Origin of the sequence: Ancylobacter mangrovi (assembly GCF_024752355.1) — a bacterium.
GTDB lineage: Bacteria > Pseudomonadota > Alphaproteobacteria > Rhizobiales > Xanthobacteraceae > Ancylobacter > Ancylobacter mangrovi.
The window spans coordinates 1-21,320 of sequence record NZ_JANTHZ010000008.1 but is presented as its reverse complement, the minus strand read 5'-3'; the positions used below and the strand labels follow the sequence as shown (position 1 = coordinate 21,320).

Here is a 21,320-nt window from a genome sequence, read left to right as displayed (position 1 = left end):
CGTCCGCTTTATTGACTTACATCCCGAAATGGCTGTCCAGACATGCAATAGTTGCTGAGCGAAGCCGCTCGGCTCCCGACGGCGGGAGCCGAGTACTATGACCGTTCACTCGATCGAGCGATCCTCGAACAGGTAGTCGTGAAAGGTCAGCGTGTCCTTCAACCTGTACCATGGCTTCAGATACTCCTCGACCTCCGGCAGCATCTCGGTCTCGACCAGGATGTAGCGCGGCTTGTGCCGCTCGAAGTCCAGACCCTGCAGCACCGGGATCTCGAAGCCCTCCACGTCCAGCGAGAAGAAGTCGACCTTGTCGATGCCGTGCTCCGTGAGCAGCGACGACAGCGCTCGTACCGGCACCGTGATGCTGCTCGCCGTCGCGCGGCTGCGCTTCTTCTCGCCATTCGCCACGGTGGTGGTGAGGTCGGAGACGCTGAGCTCCAGCGTGTCGCCGTCCCTTTCCTTCGGACCGAGCGCGACATTCGCCACCGGCGCCTTGCGGAAGCGCCGGGCGAGGCCGGCCAGCTCCGGCACCGGCTCGATCAGGAGGCCGGACCACTGCCGATAGGCTTCGAGATACCAGGTATTGGATTGAGAGATACCGTCGTTCGCTCCCACCTCGATGAACGTTCCGTTCTTGCCCGGGAGATAGTTCAGCATCTTGCGGTCAAGATCGAACAGCGCCGGGAAAGCATCGCGGCCGATAGCCGCCATGCTCCTGAAGTATATGTATTTGAGGTGCTTTTTTTGCCAGGCGCCTAAGGGCAATTTCTGGAACAGGTAACGCAGCATTGAGATGACACCCCCGGATTGGTCAGCGCCCACCTGTACCATTCCCGCAGGCGGGCCGCCTACGGAATGATGCATGGACCAAGCCAATCGCGGCACCTGCCGCCCGCAGGAAAAACGCCGCGCAGATCGCCCGCCCGCCGGTCGCGGATGGGGAGCGCCGAAGGCTCCCGTCCGCCGTGTCGGGCGCCTGCGAGGGCGGCGCCGGCCAAGGGCCCCCGCCTGGGTCTCCAGATGGGCCGCCACGGGCACCGCGCTCGCCGCGGCGAGCGCCGCTCCTGCGATGTCGGGTCCCACTTGAGCTGGCGGCGTCATGGCGGTGTTCCTGCCTGCCGGGAGCGCTCGCCCGGGCGGCTTGCCGTCCCGGGAGAGCGGCGCCTCCCGGCCTAATGACCGAGGTCGGGCGCGATCTTCTGACACTCCGAAACCAGCTCCTGGACGGAGGCGATCGACTTGTCGAGCATCGCCCGCTCGCCCTTGTCGAGGCTGATCTCGACCACGCGCTCCATGCCCTTGGCGCCGATGATGACCGGCACGCCGAGATAGAGGTCCTTCACGCCGTACTCGCCGGTGAGGAAGGCGGCCGCCGGAAGCAGGCGCTTCTTGTCGCGCAGATAGGAGGTCGCCATCTCGATGGCCGAGGCGGCCGGGGCGTAGAAGGCCGAGCCGGTCTTGAGCAGGTTGACGATCTCGCCGCCGCCCTTGCGGGTGCGGTCGACGATGGCGTCGACGCGTTCCTGCGTGGTCCAGCCCATGGAGACGAGGTCCGGCAGCGGGATGCCGGCGACGCCGGAATAGCGCACCAGCGGCACCATGTCGTCGCCATGGCCGCCGAGCACGAAGGCGGTGACGTCCTCGACCGAGACGTCGAACTCGTCGGCGAGGAAGTAGCGGAAGCGGGCCGAGTCCAGCACGCCGGCCATGCCGACGACCTTGTGGGTCGGCAGGCCCGAGGCCTTCTGCAGCGCCCACACCATGGCGTCGAGCGGGTTGGTGATGCAGATCACGAACGCGTCGGGGGCGTATTTGGCGATGCCCGCGCCGACCTGCTCCATGACCTTGAGATTGATGCCGAGAAGGTCCGAGCGGCTCATGCCCGGCTTGCGCGGAACGCCGGCGGTGACGATGACGACGTCGGCGCCCTCGATCGCCTCATAGCTGTTGGTGCCCGCGAGCTTGGCGTCGAAGCCCAGCACCGGCGAGGCCTCGGCAATGTCCAGGCTCTTGCCCTGAGGAATACCTTCGGCCACGTCGAACAGGACGACGTCGCCGAGTTCCTTGAGCCCCGCGAGAAGGGCCAGAGTGCCGCCGATCTGGCCAGCCCCGATCAGTGCAATCTTTGCTCGAGCCATGAGATTTCCTGACGTTTCGAAAAGGTGCGGCGGACTGCCGCGCGGGCATCGGATAGCCCTTATCGCCGGAGCGTTCAAGCGATGAAGGGCCTCGATGTTAACGGGTCGGGTAAGACTTTTCGCTCATTACTTTGGCATACCAAATACACGGCGTGGAAAGACGTAAATGCACGTACAATTCACCCTGATCTGCGCATGGAACATGGCAGATAAGCCTGTGCGTGGGGTCTCGCATGCCGGTCGCACAAGCGCCTAGCGCCGGCGCGCCGCCAGGTCTTCCATCAGCTCGATCTGAATCTCCTGGATCTCGGCGAGGCGCTCCCACTGGTGGGTGAGCATGTGGTCGATCTTCTCGTGCAGATGCCGGATCTCGAGCTCGGCCTTGAGGTTCACCCGGTAGTCGTTCTCCGAGCGCAGCCGGTCCTTCGCCTCCTGCCGCTTCTGGCTCATCATGATCACCGGCGCCTGCAGCGCGGCGATGCAGGAGAGCACGAGGTTGAGCAGGATGAAGGGGTAGGGGTCGAAGATGCCGGCGAGGCCGAGCATGTTCACCATCATCCACACGGAGATGAAGACCATGAAGGAGATGATGAACACCCAGCTCCCGCCGAAAGAGGCGATCGTGTCGGCCGCCCGCTCGCCGAAGCTGCGGTTGCTGTCGATCTCCTCCTCGACGTTCTCGGTGAGGATGTCGTTCTTGGCCAGGCTCTCGATCACGTCGTTGTCGAGCTGGCTGAGGTCGCCGCGCTCGGCCTGCAGCGTGGCGGCGATATAGGCGGCGCGCTCCTTGGCGAGGGCGGCGCGCGAGATCATCGCGTCCGGCGCCAGCTCGGGATGGAGCGAGCGGATATGGTCGGCGAGCGCGGGGCGCAGCAGGTCGAGCCTCACGCCGTCATGGTGCGACAGGATGCGCCCCGTGAGGGCGCATTTGTGCACGACGTGTTCGCTGTGTCTGTTCCTGTTCATCGTGCCGTGCCCGTCGTCATCGACCTAACTGACTTTCGTGACGGAGATTTCACGGCGGCGGGCCGGCGATCAAGCCCGTCGTCAGGTTTCGACGAGGCCCGTGGCGTTGCCGCTGGCCTCGGAATCGCCGCGCCCGTGCGGTCGGGCGATATAGTCGGAGGAACGCATCTCGTGCAGGCGCGAGACCGTGCGCGCCCATTCGAACGCCTCCGCCCCCTCGGTGCCGGTATAGAGCGTCTCGGCCTCGGCCTCCGCGGAGGCGACCACCTTGACGCCCTTCTCGTAGAGCTCGTCGATCAGCGTGATGAAGCGCTTCGCCTCGTTGCGCCGGTCCTGGTCGAGCTGGGGAATGTGGTCGATGAGGATGGTGTGATAGGCGCGGGCGAGGCGCAGATAGTCGGCCGCGCCGAGCGGATTGCCGCACAGATCCTCGAAGCTGAAGCGCGCCGCGCCGGCGCCGGCATGGGGCACGTGGATGGTGCGCCCCGCCGAGGTGATGGACGCCGGCGCGCCGCCGTCGGTTCCGGCCACGCGCCGCCAGATGATGTCCATCTCATGGTCGATCTCGGCCATGCTCTGCTGCGGTCCGGCGACGTACCAGGTGCGCACGCCGCCGAGCTTCTCCATGCGGTAGTCGGTGGGCGATTCGATCTGCACCACCTCCATGTGCTGCTCGATCATCGCGATGAAGGGCAGGAAGAGCGCGCGGTTGAGGCCGCCCTTGTAGAGGTCCTGTGGCGCGACGTTGGAGGTCGCGACGATGACGACGCCGAAGTCGAACAGCTTCTCGAACAGCCGGCCGAGGATCATCGCGTCGGCGATGTCGGTGACGTGGAACTCGTCGAAGCACAGCAGCCAGGCTTCCTCGTAGAGCGCGCCGGCGACGATGGCGATCGGGTCGCCCTCCTTGATCCGGCCCGATTTCATGTCGCCGCGCACCTGATGGATGCGCGCATGCACGTCGATCATGAATTCGTGGAAGTGGGCCCGGCGCTTGCGCTTGCGCACCGCGACGCTCTCGTAGAACAGGTCGACCAGCATCGTCTTGCCGCGCCCGACCGCGCCGTGGATGTAGAGCCCGCGCACCTTCGGGATGGTGTCCTCGCGCCGGGCGAACAGCCAGCCGAGCGCCGAGGATTTGCGCGCCAGCCGGCGCGTGGCGATCCGCTGCTCGAGCTGGGCCAGCGCGGCCACGATCTTGGCCTGGCCCGGATCGGGCGCGATGTCGCCAGCCGCCATGCGCGCGACGTAGCGCGCCGCAAGCACGGATCCGCCGGCTTCCGCCGTCAGCGCGATGTCCGCCATATCGGACTACTCCCAACTGTGCCGCGCACGCTTACCGGGCGCAGTGCGGCGCGGCAAGCGCCGGCCGGTCACCTTGCCGGCCGGCCACCTACGGGAAGGCGGCCGGCCGGTCGGGCGGTCGTGTGGACCCGATCAGGACCGAATGCAATGCCGGCGGCCGCCGTCCCTTTTTTTCGTGTCTCGGGCGCCGGAACTTTTTGCTCGCCATCACGTTGTCCTCTCCTTGCCTTGACCTCGCCCGGTTCGTCCGGCCACTCTGATCGCGTTCAGATGCGGGCGGAGTGTGGATGCGGCGGGGCGGTCTTTTCAGCACCATGCGGGGGCTCTTTCCGGTGATGGTGGCGCTGATCGCGCCTGTCACCGGCCATGCCGTCGAGCGCAAGAACGCGGCGACGGTGAGCATTTCATCCTCGGCCATCATGATCGACGGCGACGACCGGCTGACGCCGGCCGACTATGCGCGCGCCAACCGGCTCTCCACCGCGCAGCTCGCCACGCGCTTCGGCGCCACCGGCATCGTGAGCTGCGGCGGCGCGGTTGGCACCGGCCAGCTCGTCGGCGCGGACAATGTGGTGGTGACGGCGGCCCATGTGCTGTTCGCGCCGGACGGGAAGGCGCGCGCCTCCTCCTGCGTGTTTGCGCTCGATGCCGGCGGGCGGCGGCAGGTAGTTGAGCTGCGGCTCGACGGCGTGATCAGCGGCAGCCGTTCGCCCTATGCGTTTCCGGCGATCCGCGACTGGGCGGTGGCGCCGCTCGCGGCCCCGGTCGCCGGCGCGCATCCCTATCGGCTCGCGCGGACCATGAAGGTCCCCGGCGCGATCGTGCTCGCCGCGGCGGCGCGGGGCACGCATGAGAACCCCTCGCTGCAGGACTGCCGGGCGCGCCAGGTGACCGCCGAGGGCGAGGGCATGCGCGAGGTGGCGATCGACTGCGACGCGGAGGGCGGCGCGTCGGGTGCGGCGCTGCTCGACCGGCAGGGCGACTTCCTCGGGGTCTATGTCGGCTTCCGCTCGACCCACCCCGGCACCGCCGGCCCATTTTCTATGCAGCACTACAATTTCGGCGTCACCGCCGATGGCGACCTGCGCCAGGCCGTGACCGAGGTCGTGAACCGCGGGCGGCAGCTCAGCGCCAACCGGTAACGGGCGGTTCCTCGCCTGCACGCGGGGCGGCGGCGGCGTTTCGCCTCGCGCGTGTTGCCACGGTGGCGAATGAGGCGCAGCTTTGGCATCGCTCGTCATGTGCGCATGCGAGCCATGCAGGTGCACAAGTTGTCATATGTTGCGACGCGTCTATGTATGCTGCGCCGCAATATCGAGCGGCGATTTGTGAGATCACCATAGAGATTCGACATGGTCACGTCCGCCACGATGCCCATGAGCACCAGGTCCGACAGCGCCGGGCCCACGAACGCTGCGCCTGCCGCCGTTGCCACGGCCGCGGCCGGCCGTGCCGCGCGCCATCATGCGCTCGCCGGGGGCCATATACGCAAGCTGCTTGCCGCTGAGCGCCACCTGCTGCTCGAGCATTTCCTGCGGCTCGACCCGCTCAGCCGCTTCATGCGCTTCGGCGGCGTGATTTCCGATGCCGCGCTCGCCCGCCACGCTACCCGCGTGATGACCGGCGACGCGCTGGCGCTCGGCTATTTCGTCGATGGCGAGCTGCGCGCGGTAGCCGAGCTCCATCCGCTTCCCAAGCGCGAGGGCAAGCCCACCTCGGCCGAAGCGGCGTTCAGCGTCGAGCGGGACTGGCAGGGCAAGGGCGTCGGCTCGGCGCTGATGGAACAGCTCGTCCTCTTGGCGCAGAACCGCGATATCGAGGAGCTGCAGGTCGTGTTCCTGCCGAACAATGGCCGGATGAAGCGCCTCGCGGTGCATGGCGCGGCGGATTTCTCGCTCGACGAGGACGAGGTCGTCGGCCGCCTCAAGGCGCCGCATGCGACCGTGTTCTCGCGCCTGCGCGAATTCATCGGCGACACCTTCTCGGTCTTCTCGTCGGCCTTCGACCTGCAGGAACGCTCGCTGCCGCCCTCGCTGCGCGGCAACTGAGCTCCGCGTCGGGCCCTTGGTGACGCTGCGGCGTCAAAGCCGTGAAGGGCCGGCGCTCTGCCTTGATTTGGCTGCGATCGCACGTGAGACAGGGGGCTCCTGCATGTGAGCCGCCTGCGATCATGGTCCCGCGCCCCATTCCTTTCGACGTCGGCCGGCCACGGCTCGACCGCGCCTGTCCCGCCGGCGCGGCGGAACGGCGCGCGTCGCATGTGGGCACCACCGGCTCTGCGGCCCCGGCTGCTAGAATGGCCGGTAGCCTTCCGGCTGCGCCTTCATTCTCCACTGTCCTGAGCGGACCGCCCGGCCCGGCGACGAGGCCGGGTCCCATGCGCGCGTCCGCTCCCGCTCCGTTCCCTCACGATCCCACGGATCCATAAGAGCTTTTCATGCCCGCTCCCCTTGCCAAACGCCTTGCCGGAGCCGCCCTCCTCGCCCTGCTTCTGGCGGGATGTTCTTCCGGCCCGGAGATGGTGCCGGTCGACGACACCTTCTATGCGAACATCGCCAAGGGCGGCACGCTCGACCCCGAGGCGGCGGCCTCGCTGCTGAGCGACTACCGCAAGGGGCATGGGCTGCCGGCGGTCACCATCGACCCGACGCTGATGGCGGTCGCCGAGCGTCAGGCCAAGGCCATGGCCTCGGCCGACAAGCTCTCCCATGACATCGGCGGGCGCTCGCTCACCACGCGGCTCAAGGCGGCGGGGTTCACCGGGCTGAAGGCGGCGGAGAATGTCGGCGCGGGCTATCACACTTTGGCCGAGGCCTTCTCGGGCTGGCGCGATTCCCCCTCGCACAACAAGAACATGCTGATGCCGGGCGCGACCCGGCTCGGCATCGCGGCGGTGCGCGCGCCGCGCAGCAAGTACTCGGTCTACTGGGCGATGGTGATCGGCGTGCCCGACCCGAAGGTCGAGGCCGCGCAGGCCGCGGCGCAGGCTGCCGCCCAGCAGGGCGGGGGCGCTCCGGCTCCGACCGGCGGCGACACCCAGGTGCTCATCAACGGCGCCCCGGTGCCGGGGCAGTAACGCGGCAAGACCGCCGGCGAGCGGCGCTCAGCGCCGCATCGTCGCCGGTGCCAAGGGGTTGTCGGCCAGCACCGCGCCGTCCGGCTGGTCCGGCATCGGCAGCCCCATGAAGGCGTCGAACAGGCGCCGGATCACCGCCGGCTCGACGTCGCGCACGATCATCACCAGCCGGGTGCGGCGGTCGTCGTCCGGCCAGCCGGGAAGCTGGCTCGGCGGATGCAGCACGTGCTGCACGCCGTGCAGGACGAGCGGGCGGTCCGGGTCCTCGGCGAGCTTCACGATGCCCTTGAGGCGCAACAGCTTGCTGCCATGGGTGCCGCGCACCAGCTCCAGAAACATGTCGATCGCCGCCGCCGCCACCGGCGCCTCGGTGGCGAGGGTGAAGGCGCGGATGCGGTCGTCGTGCCGGTTCGGGTCGTGGACATGGCCGCGCGCCTCCGCCTCGGCCGCGTCGACCGCCTCGTCGGCCAGCCAGCGCGCGACGTCGGGGATCTTGGTCGAGGGATCGAACAGCCCGGCATCGAGCAGCGCCGCCGGCGTCGCCTCGCCGCGGGCGGCGTCGAGCACCGGCGCGGCGGGGGCGAGGGCGCGGAGCCGGCGCCGCAGATCGTCGAGCTGCGCGGCCTCTTCGGGCGTCGTCACGAGGTCGGTCTTGGTGAGCACGATCCGGTCCGAGATCGCTACCTGGCGCACGGATTCGGGATGCTCGTCCAGCGTGGCGCCGCCATTGATCGCGTCGACCACGGTGACGACGCCGTCGAGCCGGAAGCGCATCACCAGATAGGGATGCATCATCAGCACGTGGAGGATCGGCGCCGGGTCGGCGAGGCCGGTGGTCTCGATGAGGATGCGGCGGAAGGGCGGGATGGCGCCGTTGTCCATCCGGCGCAGCAGGTGCTCCAGCCCCTCCACGAGGTCGCCGCGCACGGTGCAGCACAGGCAGCCCGAGGCGAGCAGCACGGTGGCGTCGTCGAAATGCTGGACCAGCAGATGGTCGAGGCCGATCTCGCCGAATTCGTTGATCAGCACGGCGGCGTCGGCGAGCCCCGGCTCCTTCAGCAAGCGGTTGAGCAGGGTGGTCTTGCCGGCGCCCAGGAACCCGGTCAGCAGCGTGACCGGAATCGGTTCCGGCGGCTGGCGCGGCATGTCGGTCATCGTCGGGATTCCTTCCGTTCCGGTTCCGCAGGGCCTGCCGGAGCCGGAACCGGCTAGGCTCACTTCGGCGGTGCGGGCACTGCCGGATAGGTGGGGGCGGGGGCCTGCCGCGGCAATGGCTTGGCCGGCGGGCGCGGCGCGGTGGTGGCGAGCGCCTTCGTCTTCTTGGTGGTGACGGTCTTCTTGGCCGGCGGCGCGGGATAGGCCTCGGCGAGCGCGTCGTCGCTCGGATAGGGACCGACCCAGACGTCGACCGGCGGCATGGAGGGCGGCAGGTTCTGGAGCAGGCTGGCGCCGGTCACATTGTCGCCGAGGCTGCCCATGCCGGCGGCGACGAAGCTCGACGAACTGGAGGAATCGCCGTCGTCGTCCTCCGAGGCCGTGTTCTTGCGCTTGCCGCCGCAGACCTGCGCGCGCATGTCGGTGGGCGGGCCGCCCTCGTTGCGCAGCGAATCCACCGTCGGGGCCACGGCGCCGAAGATCTTCCACGAATGCTGGAAGCCCTTCTCCAGCAGCAGGGCGGCCTCCTCTGTGCGCTCGCGGCCGGAATTGGTGCCGAGCACGATGGCGAGGATGCGCTTGTCGCCGCGCTTGGCGCTGGCGACGAGGTTGAAGCCGGAGGCGCAGATGAAGCCGGTCTTCATGCCTTCCGCGCCGGGATAGCGGTCGATCAGCTTGTTGTAGTTGCGGATCACCCGGCTGCCGAGCTTGATCGCGGGAATGCTGAACAGCTTCGCCCGCTCGGGGAACTCGGTGTAGATGGCGCGGGCGAGCACGGCGAGGTCGCGGGCGGTGGTGATCTGTCCCGGCGAGGGCAGGCCGTTCGGGTTGTCGTAATGGGTGCCGTCCATGCCGAGCTCGCGGGCGGTGAAGTTCATCTCCTCCACGAAGCCCGGCAGGCTGCCGCCGACGCCCTGGGCGAGCGCGATGGCGATGTCGTTGGCCGACTTGACCAGCATCATCTTCAGCGCATTGTCGATGGTGATCTGGGTGCCGATCTTGAAGCCCATCTTCGAGGGCTCCTGGGCGGCCGCCTCGGGCGTCATGGTGATGAGCGTCTCGGGCGTCACGCGGCCGGCGCGCAGCGCCTTGAAGGTGACATAGGCGGTCATCAGCTTGGTCACCGAGGCCGGGTACCACGGCTTGGTGGCGTCTTCGGCCAGCAGCACCTTGCCGCTGTCGATCTCGATGACGAGCTTCGGCGTGGCATGGGCCGTCGCCGTCAGGCCGATCGTGGCGGCGAGGGCGAGGCTGCCGAGGAGGACGCTGCCGGGGATGAGGGCGCCCAGCGCGCGCCGGGCGAAGGCGAGACCGGCGCGGCGGGGATGGCGGAGGGTGCGGAAGGACGAAAGTTTCAGCACGCTTCTGATCCGTCTCCAGCTTGGCTGCGGCTTCAAGGCTCTCTGCTGCACCTCATACTCCCTTCCCTGCTGCGGAGCAAAATGCGCGGGCGCCTCGCCGGCCCGCCATGCTTCACAGGATCGAGAACACGCGCCGGCCGGGCCGGTGCGCGCCGCCGGCGCCACCATTGGCGAGGCTAGGACGGGCCGCGGCGCGTTATCCCGCCATAACCTCTTCATCCAATTGCCTCTAGGATGAATTCATGACTGATTCGATTCGCCGTCTGCACGAGGCCGTGACCGCGACGCGCGACGGGATGAACTCCTCGCCGCGCACGGCGAAGCTGTTCGCCAGGGGCCGCGGCTTCATCGCCAAGAAGGTGGCGGAGGAAGCGGTCGAGGTGGCGCTCGATGGCGTGTGCGGCGACCGGGCGGGGGCGGTGCGCGAGAGCGCGGATCTGATCTACAATCTCATCGTGCTATGGGCCGATCTCGGCATCGAGCCGGAGGAGGTGTGGTCCGAGATGCAGCGACGCGAGCAACTGCTCGGCATGGCCGAGAAGCTGCCCAAGCGCCGCTTCGCCGCGGAGCCCGATTCCGGTTCGGCCAAATCTTCGCCCAGGCCGGTGTCCAAATCCGCGCTCGAATTCTCGGGCGAGGGCCCCGGCCCGGGCGCACGCCGTCGCTGAGCCTTTCCGAACGCCCGCCTTACCCCTTCCGCCGGGACCTCTCCATGCTGCGCCGCCTCTATCAGTGGGTCATCGATCTCTCCGAGCGCCCGTCCGCTCCCTGGGCGCTGGCCGGCGTCTCCTTCGCCGAGAGCTCGTTCTTCCCGGTGCCGCCGGACGTGATGCTGGTGCCGATGTGCGTCGCGCGCCCGAAGCTCGCCTGGTGGTACGCGCTGATCTGCACGCTGGCCTCGGTCGTCGGCGGCCTGTTCGGCTACGCCATCGGCGCGCTGCTCTATGAATCGGTCGGGATGTTCCTGATCCACCTCTATGGCTACGGCGACAAGGTCGAGGCGTTCTCTGAGGCGTACCAGCACTACGGTCACTGGATCATCCTCATCAAGGGGCTGACCCCGATCCCCTACAAGGTGGTGACCATCACCTCGGGCTTCGCCCATTACAGCCTGTTCTGGTTCATTGTGCTGTCGGTCATCACCCGCGGCCTGCGCTTCTTCATGGTCGCGGGGCTGCTGTACTGGATCGGCCCCTCGGCGCGGACCTTCATCGAGGAGCGGCTGGGGCTGGTGACGGTGGTGTTCGCGGTGGTGCTGGTCGGCGGGATCGTGGGCTCGCTCTACCTGTTCTGAATCCCGTTCCTGTCCCCTTTCAGTGCCCGCGATGGCGAGCACCGATACGCGCCTCCAGCGCCGCCTTGGCCAGCAGGGTGACGATCGCCAGCAGGGCCAGCAGCGAGGCGACGGCGAAGGACGCCTGGAACTGGTACTCGTTGTAGAGGATCTCGACCTGCAGCGGGATGGTGTTGGTCTCGCCCCGGACATGGCCCGAGACCACCGACACCGCGCCGAACTCGCCCATCGCGCGGGCGTTGCAGAGCAGCACCCCGTAGAGCAGCGCCCACCTTATGTTGGGCAGCGTGACGCGCGTGAAGACGCGCCAGCCATCGGCGCCGAGCGTGACCGCGGCCTCCTCCTCGGCCGTGCCCTGCTCCTGCATCAGCGGAATCAGCTCGCGGGCGACGAAGGGAAAGGTGACGAACACGGTGGCGAGGGTGATGCCGGGCCAGGCGAAGATGATCTTCCAGCCATTGTCGATCAGCCAGCCGCCGAAGAAACCCTGCGCGCCGAACAGCAGCACGAAGACGAGGCCGGCGATCACCGGCGAGACGGAGAACGGCAGGTCGATGAGCGTGATCAGGAAGCTCTTGCCGGGAAAGGAGAACTTCGTGATCGCCCAGGCCATGACGAGGCCCATGGCGGCGTTGAGGCCGACCGAGAGCGCGGTGACGAGCAGCGTCAGCTCGATCGCGGCGAGCGCGTCCGGCTCGACGAGGGCGCTCGCATAGGCCGCCCAGCCCTTCGACAGCGCCTGCGCGAAGACGTTGACGAGCGGCAGTACGATGAACAGGCCGACGACGAGGGCGGCGGCGGCGATGACCGCCCGTCGCACCGGAGCGGGCTCGGCATGGACGCTTTCCGGCTTCATGACAACCGTCCCGTGCGGGCCTGCGACCAGCGCTGCAGGGCGTTTATGACGAAGAGCAGGAGGAAGGCGGCGACGAGCATGGTCGCGGCGATGGCGGTGGCGTCCGCATAGCGGAATTCCTCCAGCCGGATGACGATCAGCAGCGGGGCGATCTCCGACACGTTGGGCAGGTTGCCGGCGATGAAGATGACCGAGCCGTATTCGCCGACGGCGCGGGCGAAAGCGAGCGCGAAGCCGGTGAGGAAGGCGGGGAAGACCGCCGGCAGGACGATGCGCCGGATGGTGGTCCAGCGCCCGGCGCCGAGCGTGGCGGCGGCCTCTTCGAGGTCGCGGTCGAGATCTTCCAGCACCGGCTGGACGGTGCGCACCACGAAGGGCAGCCCGATGAAGATCAGCGCGACCAGGATGCCGAGCGGGGTGAACGCCACCTTGATGCCGAACGGCGCCAGCAGGGCGCCGATCCACCCGTTCTCCGCATAGAGCGTGGTGAGCGCGATGCCGGCGACGGCGGTGGGCAGGGCGAAGGGGATGTCGATCAGCGCGTCGAGCACGCGCCGGCCGGGGAAGTCGTAGCGCGTCAGCGCCCAGACGATGACGGCGCCGAAGACGAGGTTGAGCGCCGCGGCGGCGAGCGACAGGCCGAACGAGATCTTCAGCGCGTTCAGTGTGCGGGTGGCGGTCAATATGCCGAGGATGCGCGCCGGCGAGAGCTCCGCCGTCTTCAGGAACAGCCCGGCGAGCGGGATGAGCACGACGAGGCCGAGCCACAGCAGCGTCAGCCCCATGGTGAGGCCGAAGCCGGGAAGCACGTGCCCGGCGCGCCGGGCCGGCAGAAGGGCGGCGGCGCCGGCGTTCATCGGCGGGTCGAGGACGGTTTCGCTCACGGCGGGTCTCCGGCGGCGTTCGGACGAGGCGTCCGCCCGGACGACCGGGGTCGTCGGGCGGACGGGCGGCGCGTGGTCCGGAAAGGCGGGTCAGTTCGAGTAGATTTGGTCGAACACGCCGCCATCGGCGAAGTGGGTCTGCTGCGCCTTGCGCCAGCCGCCGAAGATCGGGTCGTCGATGGTGACGAGGTCCACCTTGGGGAACTGGTCCCTGTACTGCGCGGCGATTTCGGGATCGCGCGGGCGGTAGAAGTTCTCCGCCGCCAGCTTCTGGCCTTCCTTCGAATAGAGCAGCTTGAGATAGGCCTCGGCGGCGGCGCGGGTGCCCTTACGGTCGACGTTCTTGTCGACCACGGCGACCGGCGGCTCGGCGAGGATCGAGAGCGAGGGCACGACGATGTCGAACTTGTCGGCGCCGAGCTCGCGCTGCGAGAGGAAGGCCTCGTTCTCCCAGGCGAGCAGCACGTCGCCGACCCCGCGTTCGGTGAAGGTGATGGTGGAGCCGCGCGCCCCGGTGTCGAGCACCGGCACGTTCCTGAACAGGGCGGCGAGATAGTCCTTCGCCTTGTCCTCGGAGCCGTATTTGCGCAGCGCGTAAGCCCAGCCCGCGAGGTAGTTCCAGCGCGCCCCGCCCGAGGTCTTCGGGTTCGGCGTGATGACCTGGATGCCGGGCTTCACGAGGTCGTCCCAGTCCTTGATGCCCTTGGGATTGCCCTTGCGGACCAGGAACACGATGGTCGAGGTGTAGGGCGAGGAATTGTCGGGCAGGCGCTTCTGCCAGTCCGGCGCGATGAGGCCGCGATCGGCGATGGCGTCGATGTCGTAGGCGAGGGCCAGGGTGACGACGTCGGCATCGAGCCCGTCGATCACCGAGCGGGCCTGCTTGCCGGAGCCGCCATGCGAGGCCTTGACCTCGACGCTCTTGCCAGTCTGCGCCTGATACTCATGCGCGAACAGTTCGTTGAACTTGGCGTAGAGCTCGCGCGTCGGGTCGTAGGAGACGTTGAGCAGGGTGACGTCGGCGGCGCGCACGGGCGCGGGCGAGGCGACGGAGCCGACAAGGGCAATGAGCGCGGCGGCGGCCGCGGGGCCGAAATTCAAGCGCATGGATTCTTCTCCCCGAATGAGGCGCCCGGTGCCAACAACCCCCGGCGCCAAGACTGTGAGAGGAAGATTTCCACCAGTAAATGATATGGTCAATATAGAATATCGATTTACTAGAAAATAATCTAACCCATTGAAAGTGCTGGACTAGACATGCCGAGGCAGGCGCTGCGACGGGAGCCGCAGCGCCTGCATTTCAAGGGGAGATCAGAGGGTCGAGAGCAGCGTGTGGATGCCGCACTCCGCCTTGTCGCGCCCCCGCCAGCGACCGGCGCGGCCGTCCTCGTCGGGACGGGCGCGGCTGGTGCAGGGCATGCAGCCGACGGAGGCGAAGCCCTTGGCGGCGAGCGGGTGCGGGGGCAGGTCGAAGCGCGCGCGGGCGGCTTCCAGATCCGCCCGCTCCAGCGTGGCGAGCGGGTTGAACTTCAGCCGGCTGCCGTCGCGCTCGACCACCGGGATGCTGGAGCGCAGCCCGCCCTGATAGCGCTTGCGCCCGTTAAGCCAGCCGTCGAAGCCGGCGAGCGCGCGCGCCAGCGGCTCGACCTTGCGGATGCGGCAGCAGGCGTCCGGGTCGCTGTCCCACAGGCTGCGGTCGGCGTCGAGCGCGGCAAGGCGGTCCGCGTCCGGGTGGATGGTGCGCACGTCCGTGAGGCCGAGCCGGTCGATCAGCGTGTCACGATAGGCCAGCGTCTCCTCGAACAGCCATCCGGTGTCGAGGAAGACCACGGGCAGCGTGCGGTCGACCTCGGCCATGAAGGCAAGCAGCACCGCCGATTCCGTGCCGAAGGACGAGACGAGGCACAGCTTGCCCGGCGCGACATTGTCGATGGCGGCGGCGATGATCTCCGTCGGGCTCGCCTCGGCCAGCGCGCAGGACAGGCCGCCCACGTCGTCCTTGCAGGGCACGGAACCCTCATTGGAGAGGTCGAGACGCTGGGCGATGGTCATGGAGAATGCTCCGGGATCATTCCGGGCGCGCCGTGCGGCCGAGCCGCTGGCGCAGGAGGCTGGGACGTTCATCCGTTGCCGGCTGGTAGAAGGCACTGTAGCGGTGCACCACCTCTTCGAAGGCGGCGGCATCGGCCTGCTTGACGGCCTCGATCTGGTCGAAGCCCGAGCGCTGCATGAGCAGGAACTGGTCCTGCAGCACGTTGCCCACCGCCCTGAGCGGCCCGGTCCAGCCGAGCCGTTCACGCAGCAGCCGCGCCTGGCTGTAGGCCCGCCCGTCGCGGAAGATCGGGAACCCCAGCGCGATCAGCGAGAGCTGGCCGAGATAGGGCTCGATCTCGCCGATGGGGCGGTCGTTCGGCCAGATGACGCCGACCGGCGCCTGCCGACCCTTGAGCGCCTCGGCCTCGCGCAGGAAGCGGTCGATGCCGATCAGCACCGGCGCGCCCTCGGGCAGCGCCTCGTCGTCGCCGATGCGGTGGAAGCGGTCCTCGACCACGCGGCCTTTCTCAATGAGCGGCATAGACGCGCTCCTTGAAAGGCTCGACGCCAAGGCGGGCGACGGTGTCGACGAACAGTTCCTGCGGGCCGGAGCGCAGCTCCATATAGGTGGCGACCACGTCCTCCACGAGGCCCGGCACCTGGTCGTAGGAGACCGCCGGGCCGAGCAGCGTGCCGAGCTGGGCCTGCTCGTCGGCGCGCCCGCCGAGCGTGATCTGGAAGAACTCCTGGCCGTTCTTCTCGACCCCCAGAATGCCGATATGGCCGACATGGTGGTGGCCGCAGGCGTTGATGCAGCCCGAGATGTTGATGTGCAGCCGGCCGATGCCGCGCGCCTTGTCGAGGTCGGCGAAGCGCTTGGCGATCTCCTGCGCCACCGGGATCGCGCGGGTGTTGGCCAGCGCGCAATAGTCGAGGCCGGGGCAGGAGATGATGTCGTTGACGAGGTTGACGTTCGGCGTGGCGAGCCCGGCCGCGTCGAGCCGGCGCCAGAGCTCCGGCAGGTCGCGCCTGGCGACGCTCGGCAGGCAGAGATTCTGCTCGTGGCCGACGCGGATCTCGCCGAAGGCATGGGCGTCGGCGAGGTCGGCGATCACGTCCATCTGGTCGGCGGTGGCGTCGCCCGGAGGGGCGCCGACTGGCTTGAGCGAGATGGTGACGATCGAATAGCCCGGCACCTTGTGGGGGTGGACCGAATTGGCGAACCAGGTGGCGAAGCGCGGGTCCGCCATCGCCGCGGTGAACTCGGCCGGCTCGTCGTCCAGCGCCTCATAGGCGGGATAGACGAAGCGCGAGCGGATCTCCTCGATCATCTCGTCGGTGAGGTGCAGCGCGCCGTCGCGGATCGCCGCCCATTCGGCCTCGACCGCCTTCGAGAATTCCTCGGCGCCGATCTCGTGCACCAGGATCTTGATGCGGGCCTTGTAGATGTTGTCGCGGCGCCCGTACTGATTGTACACGCGCATGATGGCTTCGATGTAGCTCAACAGCTCGCGCACCGGCAGGAACGGGCGGATCGACTTGCCGACGAAGGGCGTGCGCCCGAGTCCGCCGCCGACCAGCACCTCGAAGCCGAGCTCGCCCGCCTCGTTGCGGTGCAGGCGCAGGCCGACATCGTGCACCTTGATGGCGGCGCGGTCGTGCCCGGCGGCGGTGATGGCGATCTTGAACTTGCGCGGCAGGTAGGTGAACTCGGGATGCAGCGTCGAATACTGGCGCAGGATCTCGGCCCAGATGCGCGGGTCGTCGAACTCGCCCGGCACCGCGCCGGCCCACTGGTCGGTGGTGACGTTGCGGATGCAGTTGCCCGAGGTCTGGATGCCGTGCACGCCGACCTCGGCGAGCTCCGCCATGGCGTCGGGCAGGTTCTCCAGCTTGATCCAGTTGAACTGGATGTTCTGCCGGGTGGTGAAATGGCCGTAGCCGCGGTCATAGGTGCGCGCGACATGGGCCATGCGGCGAAGCTGGGCCGCCGACAGCGTGCCATAGGGGATGGCGACGCGCAGCATATAGGCGTGGAGCTGAAGATAGACGCCGTTCATCAGCCGGAGCGGCTTGAACTCGTCCTCGTTCAGCGCGCCCGCGAGGCGGCGGTTCACCTGATCGCGGAATTCCGCCACCCGTTCGGCGAGGAAGGCGCGATCGAATTCGTCATAGACGTACATGGGCTTCGCTTCGGCTGTAGCGGCTCAGGCCGCCGGCAGGTCGGCGCCCAGGGCGCCGGGCAGGGTGAAGGTGGGGCCGGCGACGCGGATGCGCTCGCGCAGGTTCCCCGGCCGGACGGTGCCGTCCTCGACGACGACCACCGGGGCGACATAGGCACCGACCGCATCGGTGTGACGGACGGAGGCGCTCTCGAGCAGGGCGATGGCCTCCGGCGCGGTGGTGACGACGGCCGCGTCGGCGAGGTCGGTCGACCAGCCGCCCGCCGCGGTCCGCCAGACCACGACGCCGTCGCTCAGGCGGTTGGCCGTGACGGCGACGGGGCCGTTGACCTTCAGTTTCTGCTGCTGCGGAGCGGCCATTGCCCGGGAAGTCCTGTCATTAGAGTCTCTACAACGAACATAACACGAAATGGATGCGTGCAAAGGCCATTTAAACACACGGATCATGTGTGTTTAAAATCAAGCAGAATATGTCTGTGAATTATGCCTGGATGCAGATGGGCAGGCCGTGCCTATCCCTGTCGGGTGGCGAAGGGAAGGCGCGCGCCCGTCCTTCGGCGATACGCCGGGCGGTCCAGGCCGCCGCGCAGGCGTCGAGGAGATCGTCCGCACCGACCCCGATCGCACGCGCCCGCGCGGCGGCGGTGATGTCCTCGCCGAAGCCTTGCGCGGCAAGGAGTTGGCGGCGCAGGACCAGCCCCGGCCCGTGCGGCGCGTTCTTCACCTTCTTGGCGATCGGCACCGGCGCCTCGCCGTTCATCGCCCAGAAGCTGACCTCCGGATGGCACTCGTGGAGGCGCGTGCGCAGGGAAGGGTGCTCGCACAGCAGCGCGTCGATCTCGCCGATCCTCGGCATGATGTGGAAGGCCTGCTTGGCGAGGGCGCGCGGCGGATCGGAGGTTGCGCGGGCGACAGCGCAGGCATGCCGATAGCGCAGGCCTTCCTCCGGATGGGCCTCCGCGTCCAGCGCCGCGGCGACCGCCGCGCGCGAAGGGATGGAGAACACGCTCGACTGGCGGGCGCCGAGAAGCGGGCGCACCAGCCGCTCCGGCGCGCGGCCCTTCGGGCCGATCCGGTCCGGCAGCCCGATCGGCATGTCGATGGCGGCGAGGTCGGGCGCGTCCGGCCGATCGAACAGTTCGCCGACACGGGAGATGCGCTCGGCCCGCATCGCGCCGCCCGGCTCGACGATGACCGCGACCCAGCCGCCCTTGCAGCCGTCGATGCTGGCGACGCGCATGGCGCTCCTCCCGTCGGTCCGCCGGTCAGATGATGTTCAGCTCCGCATGCGGGCGCCCGGCGGCGATGCGTTCATAGCCGAACACGTCGAGGTCGAGCGAGACCGAGCGGCCATGCACGATCCATTCGGCGATGGCGCGGCCGGCGGCGGGGGCCTGCTGCAGTCCGTGGCCGGAGAAGCCGTTGATGAAGTAGAGATTGCCGACCTCCGGATGCGGCCCGATCACCGCGTTGTGGTCGAGCAGGTTCATCTCGTAATGGCCGGCCCAGGCGCGCACCACCTTCAGCTCTTCCATGGCGGGGATGCGGTGGGCGAGGGCGGGCCAGATGCCTTCCTCGAACACCGACCAGTCGACCTCGAAATCCTCGCCGGCATCGGGATCGTTGTCCTCCGGCGGCGGGGCGCCGCAGATCTGGTAGGCGCCCTCGGGCCGGATGTAGAAGCCGGTCGGGTCGACGAGCAGGGGAAGGCGCGGCAGCGGCGTGCGGCAGTGAAGCACGAAGACGCAGCGCTTGCGCCCTTCCACCGGCAGCGCGAGGCCCGCCATGGCGGCGACCCGGCCGGCGCGAGGGCCGGCGGCATTGACCAGCACGCCGCAGCCGACGCGCCGCCCGTCCGCCAGCGTGACGCCGGTAATGCGCCCGCCCTCGCGCGCGATTGCCGTGACGTCGCCGGTGACGAACTGCGCGCCCTGTGCTTTCGCGGCCGCGCGCGTGCAGGAGAGCAGCGCATGGGCGTCGAACCAGCCCTCGCCCGAGCGGCCATAGGCACCGGCGGCGAGGCCCGCGACGTTGAGCCAGGGGAAGGTGGCCGCGAGCGCGTCGGGCGCGAGTAGGTCGATGTCGGCGCCCTCCGCCTTCTGCATCCGGTGATTGGCCTCGAGCACCGGCAGGCCGGCGGCGCTGGCGAGGATGAGATAGCCGCCCTCGTGCCAGGCGAGATCGGCGTCGGGCCCGAAGCGCTCCTTCGCGCCGCGCAGGAACTCCAGCCCGAACAGCGACATGCGGATGTTCTCGGGGATGGAGAACTGCTGGCGCAGCGAGGCCGCCGACAGGGTGGTGGAGGAATGCGCGAAGCTCGGGTCGCGCTCGATGACGGCGACCCGGCCGTGGAAGCCGGGATCGCGCGTGAGGAAATAGGCCGTCATGGCGCCCATGATGGCGCCGCCGACGATGAGCACGTCGAAACTGTCGTCCATGATCCGGTCCCGGGCCGACGGCATCGACTGGCCGTGCGCCTGACAGCCGGATAGGCTCGAAATGGATTTCTGCCAATTAGCCGAGCGAATCATGTCCCCAGCCCTCCGCCCCCGCCGCAGCGTGCTCTACATGCCGGGCGCCAATGCCCGCGCGCTTGAAAAGGCGCGCAGCCTCGACTGCGATGGCGTCATCATCGACCTCGAGGACGCGGTGGCGCCCGATGCCAAGGCCGGGGCCCGCGCCCTGGTGGCGGAGGCGCTCGCCGCCGGCGGCTTCGGCCATCGCGAGGTGGTGGTGCGCGTCAACGGCGCCGACACGCCCTGGTTCGAGGACGACCTCGCCGCCTTCGCGGCCACGGCGGCGACCGGCGCAGGGCCGGACGCGGTGCTGATCCCCAAGGTGGCCGACCCGGAGACGCTGCGCGTGACCGGGCGGCGGCTCGATGGGCTGGGCGCGCCGGTCGGGCTCAAGGTGTGGGCGATGATCGAGACGCCGCTCGCGGTGCTGAAGGCGGGCGAGATTGCGCTGGCCGCCCGCGACCCGCTGAGCCGGCTCGCCGTGCTGGTGCTCGGCACCAACGATCTCTCGAAGGAGACCGGCGCGCGCATCGTGCCCGGCCGCGCGCCGATGCAGGCCTGGCTGTCGCTCTGCGTGCTCGCGGCGCGGGCCGGCGGGGTCGACGTGCTCGACGGGGTATGGAACGGCTTTCGCGACCTCGAGGGCTTCGCGCGCGAATGCGTGGAGGCGGCCGATCTCGGCTTCGACGGCAAGACGCTGATCCACCCGACCCAGATCGAGCCCTGCAACGCCGCCTTCTCGCCGCCCGAGAAGGAGGTGGACGAGGCGCGGATGCTGATCGAGGTGTTCGACAGGCCCGAGAACGCCGCCAAGGGCGTGCTGCAGATCGAGGGCCGGATGTTCGAGCGCATGCATGCCGACATTGCGCGCAAGACGGTGGCGCTCGCCGAGGCCATCGCGGCGCGGAACTGAGGAAAAGAAGATGAAGCTCTATCGCTATCTCACGGGACCGGACGACGTGTCCTTCTGCAAGCGCGTCTCGGCGGCGTTGAACCGCGGCTGGCAGCTCCATGGCAGCCCGACCCTGACCTTCGACCCGCTGAAGGGCCGGGTGATCTGCGGCCAGACGATCGTGAAAGAGGTCGAGGGCGAGTGGTCGGAGGAGATCGTGCTTTCCGAGCAGTAGGGTCGCGTTTCAGGCGCCGAGGGGCGGCGGAAATGAAGGGTGCGTGGCGCTTATGGGCTGGCCGGCGCGGGCTTTAGGGCGGGAGCCGGCGGGAATCGGTGCCCGGATGCCGCCGATCCGCAGCCTAGACGAAAGTCCGACGCGGCGGCGCCGGAGGGCGGCCAGAGACGGGGCGCGAGATGCGTCAGAAGTGCTAACCTATTGAAAGGTAGCCAATTATCGCTTTTGCCGGGTGGAGTTGTCCACCGAGGGCGGACTGTGTCGCTTTTGTAAAAATCCCCGTTGACACGGCATCTTTGGTCCCCTTATAAAGCGGCCATCGACGGGGCGCGCCGCTGACGCGGTGCTTTTGCTCCTCAGGTTGATCCCGACAGAGACGAGGTCTTCGGACCGGCGGTCGCCGGCGGGAAAACTGTCGACTGCAC

At 68.6% G+C, this 21,320-nt stretch carries 22 protein-coding genes; 7 read left to right on the top strand and 15 right to left on the bottom strand.

The window, feature by feature from the left end:
* Positions 1-105: 105 nt before the first annotated feature.
* The 4 genes from NVS89_RS16695 to zapE form a co-directional block, all read right to left on the bottom strand.
* Positions 106-711 carry an FkbM family methyltransferase gene (locus NVS89_RS16695; RefSeq protein ID WP_258733903.1) on the bottom strand — a complete coding sequence of 202 codons (606 nt, stop codon included), beginning with the start codon at positions 709-711 and terminating at the stop codon, positions 106-108.
* 461 nt (positions 712-1,172) lie between these two features.
* Complete coding sequence (gene mdh / locus NVS89_RS16690; protein ID WP_258733902.1) at positions 1,173-2,138, bottom strand: malate dehydrogenase; 966 nt, start codon at positions 2,136-2,138, stop codon at positions 1,173-1,175.
* A 252-nt stretch (positions 2,139-2,390) separates the two neighbouring features.
* On the bottom strand, positions 2,391-3,104 hold the full coding sequence (locus NVS89_RS16685; RefSeq protein WP_258733901.1) for a DUF1003 domain-containing protein: 714 nt from the start codon (positions 3,102-3,104) through the stop codon (positions 2,391-2,393).
* 81 nt (positions 3,105-3,185) lie between these two features.
* Positions 3,186-4,409: a cell division protein ZapE gene (zapE, locus tag NVS89_RS16680; protein ID WP_258733900.1), complete on the bottom strand. Its 1,224-nt coding sequence runs from the start codon at positions 4,407-4,409 to the stop codon at positions 3,186-3,188.
* A gap of 287 nt (positions 4,410-4,696) precedes the next feature.
* Here zapE and NVS89_RS16675 point away from each other — a divergent pair, with 287 nt between their 5' ends.
* From NVS89_RS16675 to NVS89_RS16665, 3 genes are all read left to right on the top strand, one after another.
* The gene (locus tag NVS89_RS16675; RefSeq protein ID WP_258733899.1) at positions 4,697-5,551 is read left to right on the top strand and encodes a S1 family peptidase; all 855 of its coding nucleotides are present in this window, start codon (positions 4,697-4,699) and stop codon (positions 5,549-5,551) included.
* Between the two features lie 234 nt (positions 5,552-5,785).
* Positions 5,786-6,457, top strand: coding sequence for a GNAT family N-acetyltransferase (locus NVS89_RS16670; protein WP_258733898.1), 672 nt, complete (start codon positions 5,786-5,788; stop codon positions 6,455-6,457).
* 389 nt (positions 6,458-6,846) lie between these two features.
* Positions 6,847-7,485 carry a CAP domain-containing protein gene (locus NVS89_RS16665; RefSeq protein WP_258733897.1) on the top strand — a complete coding sequence of 213 codons (639 nt, stop codon included), beginning with the start codon at positions 6,847-6,849 and terminating at the stop codon, positions 7,483-7,485.
* A 27-nt stretch (positions 7,486-7,512) separates the two neighbouring features.
* On the opposite strand, the gene NVS89_RS16660 is transcribed toward NVS89_RS16665, so the two are convergent.
* A complete protein-coding gene (locus NVS89_RS16660) occupies positions 7,513-8,640 on the bottom strand; it encodes a CobW family GTP-binding protein (RefSeq protein WP_258733896.1) in 1,128 nt (375 codons plus the stop codon).
* 59 nt (positions 8,641-8,699) lie between these two features.
* Positions 8,700-10,001, bottom strand: a complete 1,302-nt coding sequence (locus NVS89_RS16655; RefSeq protein ID WP_258733895.1) for a D-alanyl-D-alanine carboxypeptidase family protein — start codon at positions 9,999-10,001, stop codon at positions 8,700-8,702.
* Between the two features lie 242 nt (positions 10,002-10,243).
* Here NVS89_RS16655 and hisE point away from each other — a divergent pair, with 242 nt between their 5' ends.
* Positions 10,244-10,669: a phosphoribosyl-ATP diphosphatase gene (gene hisE, locus NVS89_RS16650; RefSeq protein ID WP_258733894.1), complete on the top strand. Its 426-nt coding sequence runs from the start codon at positions 10,244-10,246 to the stop codon at positions 10,667-10,669.
* A 44-nt stretch (positions 10,670-10,713) separates the two neighbouring features.
* Entirely contained in the window at positions 10,714-11,295 is a 582-nt protein-coding gene (locus NVS89_RS16645) for a YqaA family protein (protein ID WP_258733893.1), read from the top strand.
* A gap of 19 nt (positions 11,296-11,314) precedes the next feature.
* Here NVS89_RS16645 and cysW read toward each other — a convergent pair whose 3' ends face one another.
* The 9 genes from cysW to NVS89_RS16600 form a co-directional block, all read right to left on the bottom strand.
* A complete protein-coding gene (gene cysW / locus NVS89_RS16640; RefSeq protein ID WP_258733892.1) occupies positions 11,315-12,151 on the bottom strand; it encodes a sulfate ABC transporter permease subunit CysW in 837 nt (278 codons plus the stop codon).
* Positions 12,148-13,008, bottom strand: a complete 861-nt coding sequence (gene cysT / locus NVS89_RS16635) for a sulfate ABC transporter permease subunit CysT (protein WP_258734077.1) — start codon at positions 13,006-13,008, stop codon at positions 12,148-12,150. The genes cysW and cysT overlap by 4 nt, the downstream gene beginning before the upstream one ends.
* A gap of 117 nt (positions 13,009-13,125) precedes the next feature.
* Positions 13,126-14,142, bottom strand: a complete 1,017-nt coding sequence (locus NVS89_RS16630; RefSeq protein ID WP_258733891.1) for a sulfate ABC transporter substrate-binding protein — start codon at positions 14,140-14,142, stop codon at positions 13,126-13,128.
* A 204-nt stretch (positions 14,143-14,346) separates the two neighbouring features.
* On the bottom strand, positions 14,347-15,087 hold the full coding sequence (locus NVS89_RS16625; protein ID WP_258733890.1) for a phosphoadenylyl-sulfate reductase: 741 nt from the start codon (positions 15,085-15,087) through the stop codon (positions 14,347-14,349).
* 16 nt (positions 15,088-15,103) lie between these two features.
* Positions 15,104-15,610 carry a DUF934 domain-containing protein gene (locus NVS89_RS16620; RefSeq protein ID WP_258733889.1) on the bottom strand — a complete coding sequence of 169 codons (507 nt, stop codon included), beginning with the start codon at positions 15,608-15,610 and terminating at the stop codon, positions 15,104-15,106.
* Complete coding sequence (locus tag NVS89_RS16615; protein WP_258733888.1) at positions 15,597-17,252, bottom strand: nitrite/sulfite reductase; 1,656 nt, start codon at positions 17,250-17,252, stop codon at positions 15,597-15,599. The genes NVS89_RS16620 and NVS89_RS16615 overlap by 14 nt, the downstream gene beginning before the upstream one ends.
* 24 nt (positions 17,253-17,276) lie before the next feature.
* Positions 17,277-17,612, bottom strand: coding sequence for a DUF2849 domain-containing protein (locus NVS89_RS16610; protein ID WP_258733887.1), 336 nt, complete (start codon positions 17,610-17,612; stop codon positions 17,277-17,279).
* A gap of 121 nt (positions 17,613-17,733) precedes the next feature.
* The gene (locus tag NVS89_RS16605) at positions 17,734-18,492 is read right to left on the bottom strand and encodes a DUF429 domain-containing protein (protein ID WP_258733886.1); all 759 of its coding nucleotides are present in this window, start codon (positions 18,490-18,492) and stop codon (positions 17,734-17,736) included.
* Between the two features lie 25 nt (positions 18,493-18,517).
* On the bottom strand, positions 18,518-19,690 hold the full coding sequence (locus NVS89_RS16600; protein ID WP_258733885.1) for an NAD(P)/FAD-dependent oxidoreductase: 1,173 nt from the start codon (positions 19,688-19,690) through the stop codon (positions 18,518-18,520).
* A 91-nt stretch (positions 19,691-19,781) separates the two neighbouring features.
* On the opposite strand from NVS89_RS16600, the gene NVS89_RS16595 reads away from it, so the two are divergent.
* Together NVS89_RS16595 and NVS89_RS16590 are read left to right on the top strand one after the other, a co-directional pair.
* A complete protein-coding gene (locus NVS89_RS16595; protein WP_258733884.1) occupies positions 19,782-20,681 on the top strand; it encodes an HpcH/HpaI aldolase/citrate lyase family protein in 900 nt (299 codons plus the stop codon).
* A gap of 10 nt (positions 20,682-20,691) precedes the next feature.
* Entirely contained in the window at positions 20,692-20,895 is a 204-nt protein-coding gene (locus NVS89_RS16590) for a DUF1737 domain-containing protein (protein WP_258733883.1), read from the top strand.
* The last annotated feature ends 425 nt before the right edge of the window (positions 20,896-21,320 follow it).

Coding starts and splice junctions, on each gene's coding strand:
- NVS89_RS16665 (WP_258733897.1), top strand. CDS start 6,847: ATGCCCGCTCCCCTTGCCAAACGCCTTGCCGGAGCCGCCCTCCTCGCC.
- NVS89_RS16600 (WP_258733885.1), bottom strand. CDS start 19,690: ATGGACGACAGTTTCGACGTGCTCATCGTCGGCGGCGCCATCATGGGC.
- NVS89_RS16685 (WP_258733901.1), bottom strand. CDS start 3,104: ATGAACAGGAACAGACACAGCGAACACGTCGTGCACAAATGCGCCCTC.
- NVS89_RS16590 (WP_258733883.1), top strand. CDS start 20,692: ATGAAGCTCTATCGCTATCTCACGGGACCGGACGACGTGTCCTTCTGC.
- NVS89_RS16610 (WP_258733887.1), bottom strand. CDS start 17,612: ATGGCCGCTCCGCAGCAGCAGAAACTGAAGGTCAACGGCCCCGTCGCC.
- mdh (WP_258733902.1), bottom strand. CDS start 2,138: ATGGCTCGAGCAAAGATTGCACTGATCGGGGCTGGCCAGATCGGCGGC.
- NVS89_RS16695 (WP_258733903.1), bottom strand. CDS start 711: ATGGCGGCTATCGGCCGCGATGCTTTCCCGGCGCTGTTCGATCTTGAC.
- NVS89_RS16670 (WP_258733898.1), top strand. CDS start 5,786: ATGAGCACCAGGTCCGACAGCGCCGGGCCCACGAACGCTGCGCCTGCC.
- NVS89_RS16645 (WP_258733893.1), top strand. CDS start 10,714: ATGCTGCGCCGCCTCTATCAGTGGGTCATCGATCTCTCCGAGCGCCCG.
- NVS89_RS16660 (WP_258733896.1), bottom strand. CDS start 8,640: ATGACCGACATGCCGCGCCAGCCGCCGGAACCGATTCCGGTCACGCTG.
- hisE (WP_258733894.1), top strand. CDS start 10,244: ATGACTGATTCGATTCGCCGTCTGCACGAGGCCGTGACCGCGACGCGC.
- NVS89_RS16625 (WP_258733890.1), bottom strand. CDS start 15,087: ATGACCATCGCCCAGCGTCTCGACCTCTCCAATGAGGGTTCCGTGCCC.
- cysT (WP_258734077.1), bottom strand. CDS start 13,008: ATGAACGCCGGCGCCGCCGCCCTTCTGCCGGCCCGGCGCGCCGGGCAC.
- zapE (WP_258733900.1), bottom strand. CDS start 4,409: ATGGCGGACATCGCGCTGACGGCGGAAGCCGGCGGATCCGTGCTTGCG.
- NVS89_RS16615 (WP_258733888.1), bottom strand. CDS start 17,252: ATGTACGTCTATGACGAATTCGATCGCGCCTTCCTCGCCGAACGGGTG.
- NVS89_RS16630 (WP_258733891.1), bottom strand. CDS start 14,142: ATGCGCTTGAATTTCGGCCCCGCGGCCGCCGCCGCGCTCATTGCCCTT.
- cysW (WP_258733892.1), bottom strand. CDS start 12,151: ATGAAGCCGGAAAGCGTCCATGCCGAGCCCGCTCCGGTGCGACGGGCG.
- NVS89_RS16605 (WP_258733886.1), bottom strand. CDS start 18,492: ATGCGCGTCGCCAGCATCGACGGCTGCAAGGGCGGCTGGGTCGCGGTC.
- NVS89_RS16620 (WP_258733889.1), bottom strand. CDS start 15,610: ATGCCGCTCATTGAGAAAGGCCGCGTGGTCGAGGACCGCTTCCACCGC.
- NVS89_RS16675 (WP_258733899.1), top strand. CDS start 4,697: ATGCGGCGGGGCGGTCTTTTCAGCACCATGCGGGGGCTCTTTCCGGTG.
- NVS89_RS16595 (WP_258733884.1), top strand. CDS start 19,782: ATGTCCCCAGCCCTCCGCCCCCGCCGCAGCGTGCTCTACATGCCGGGC.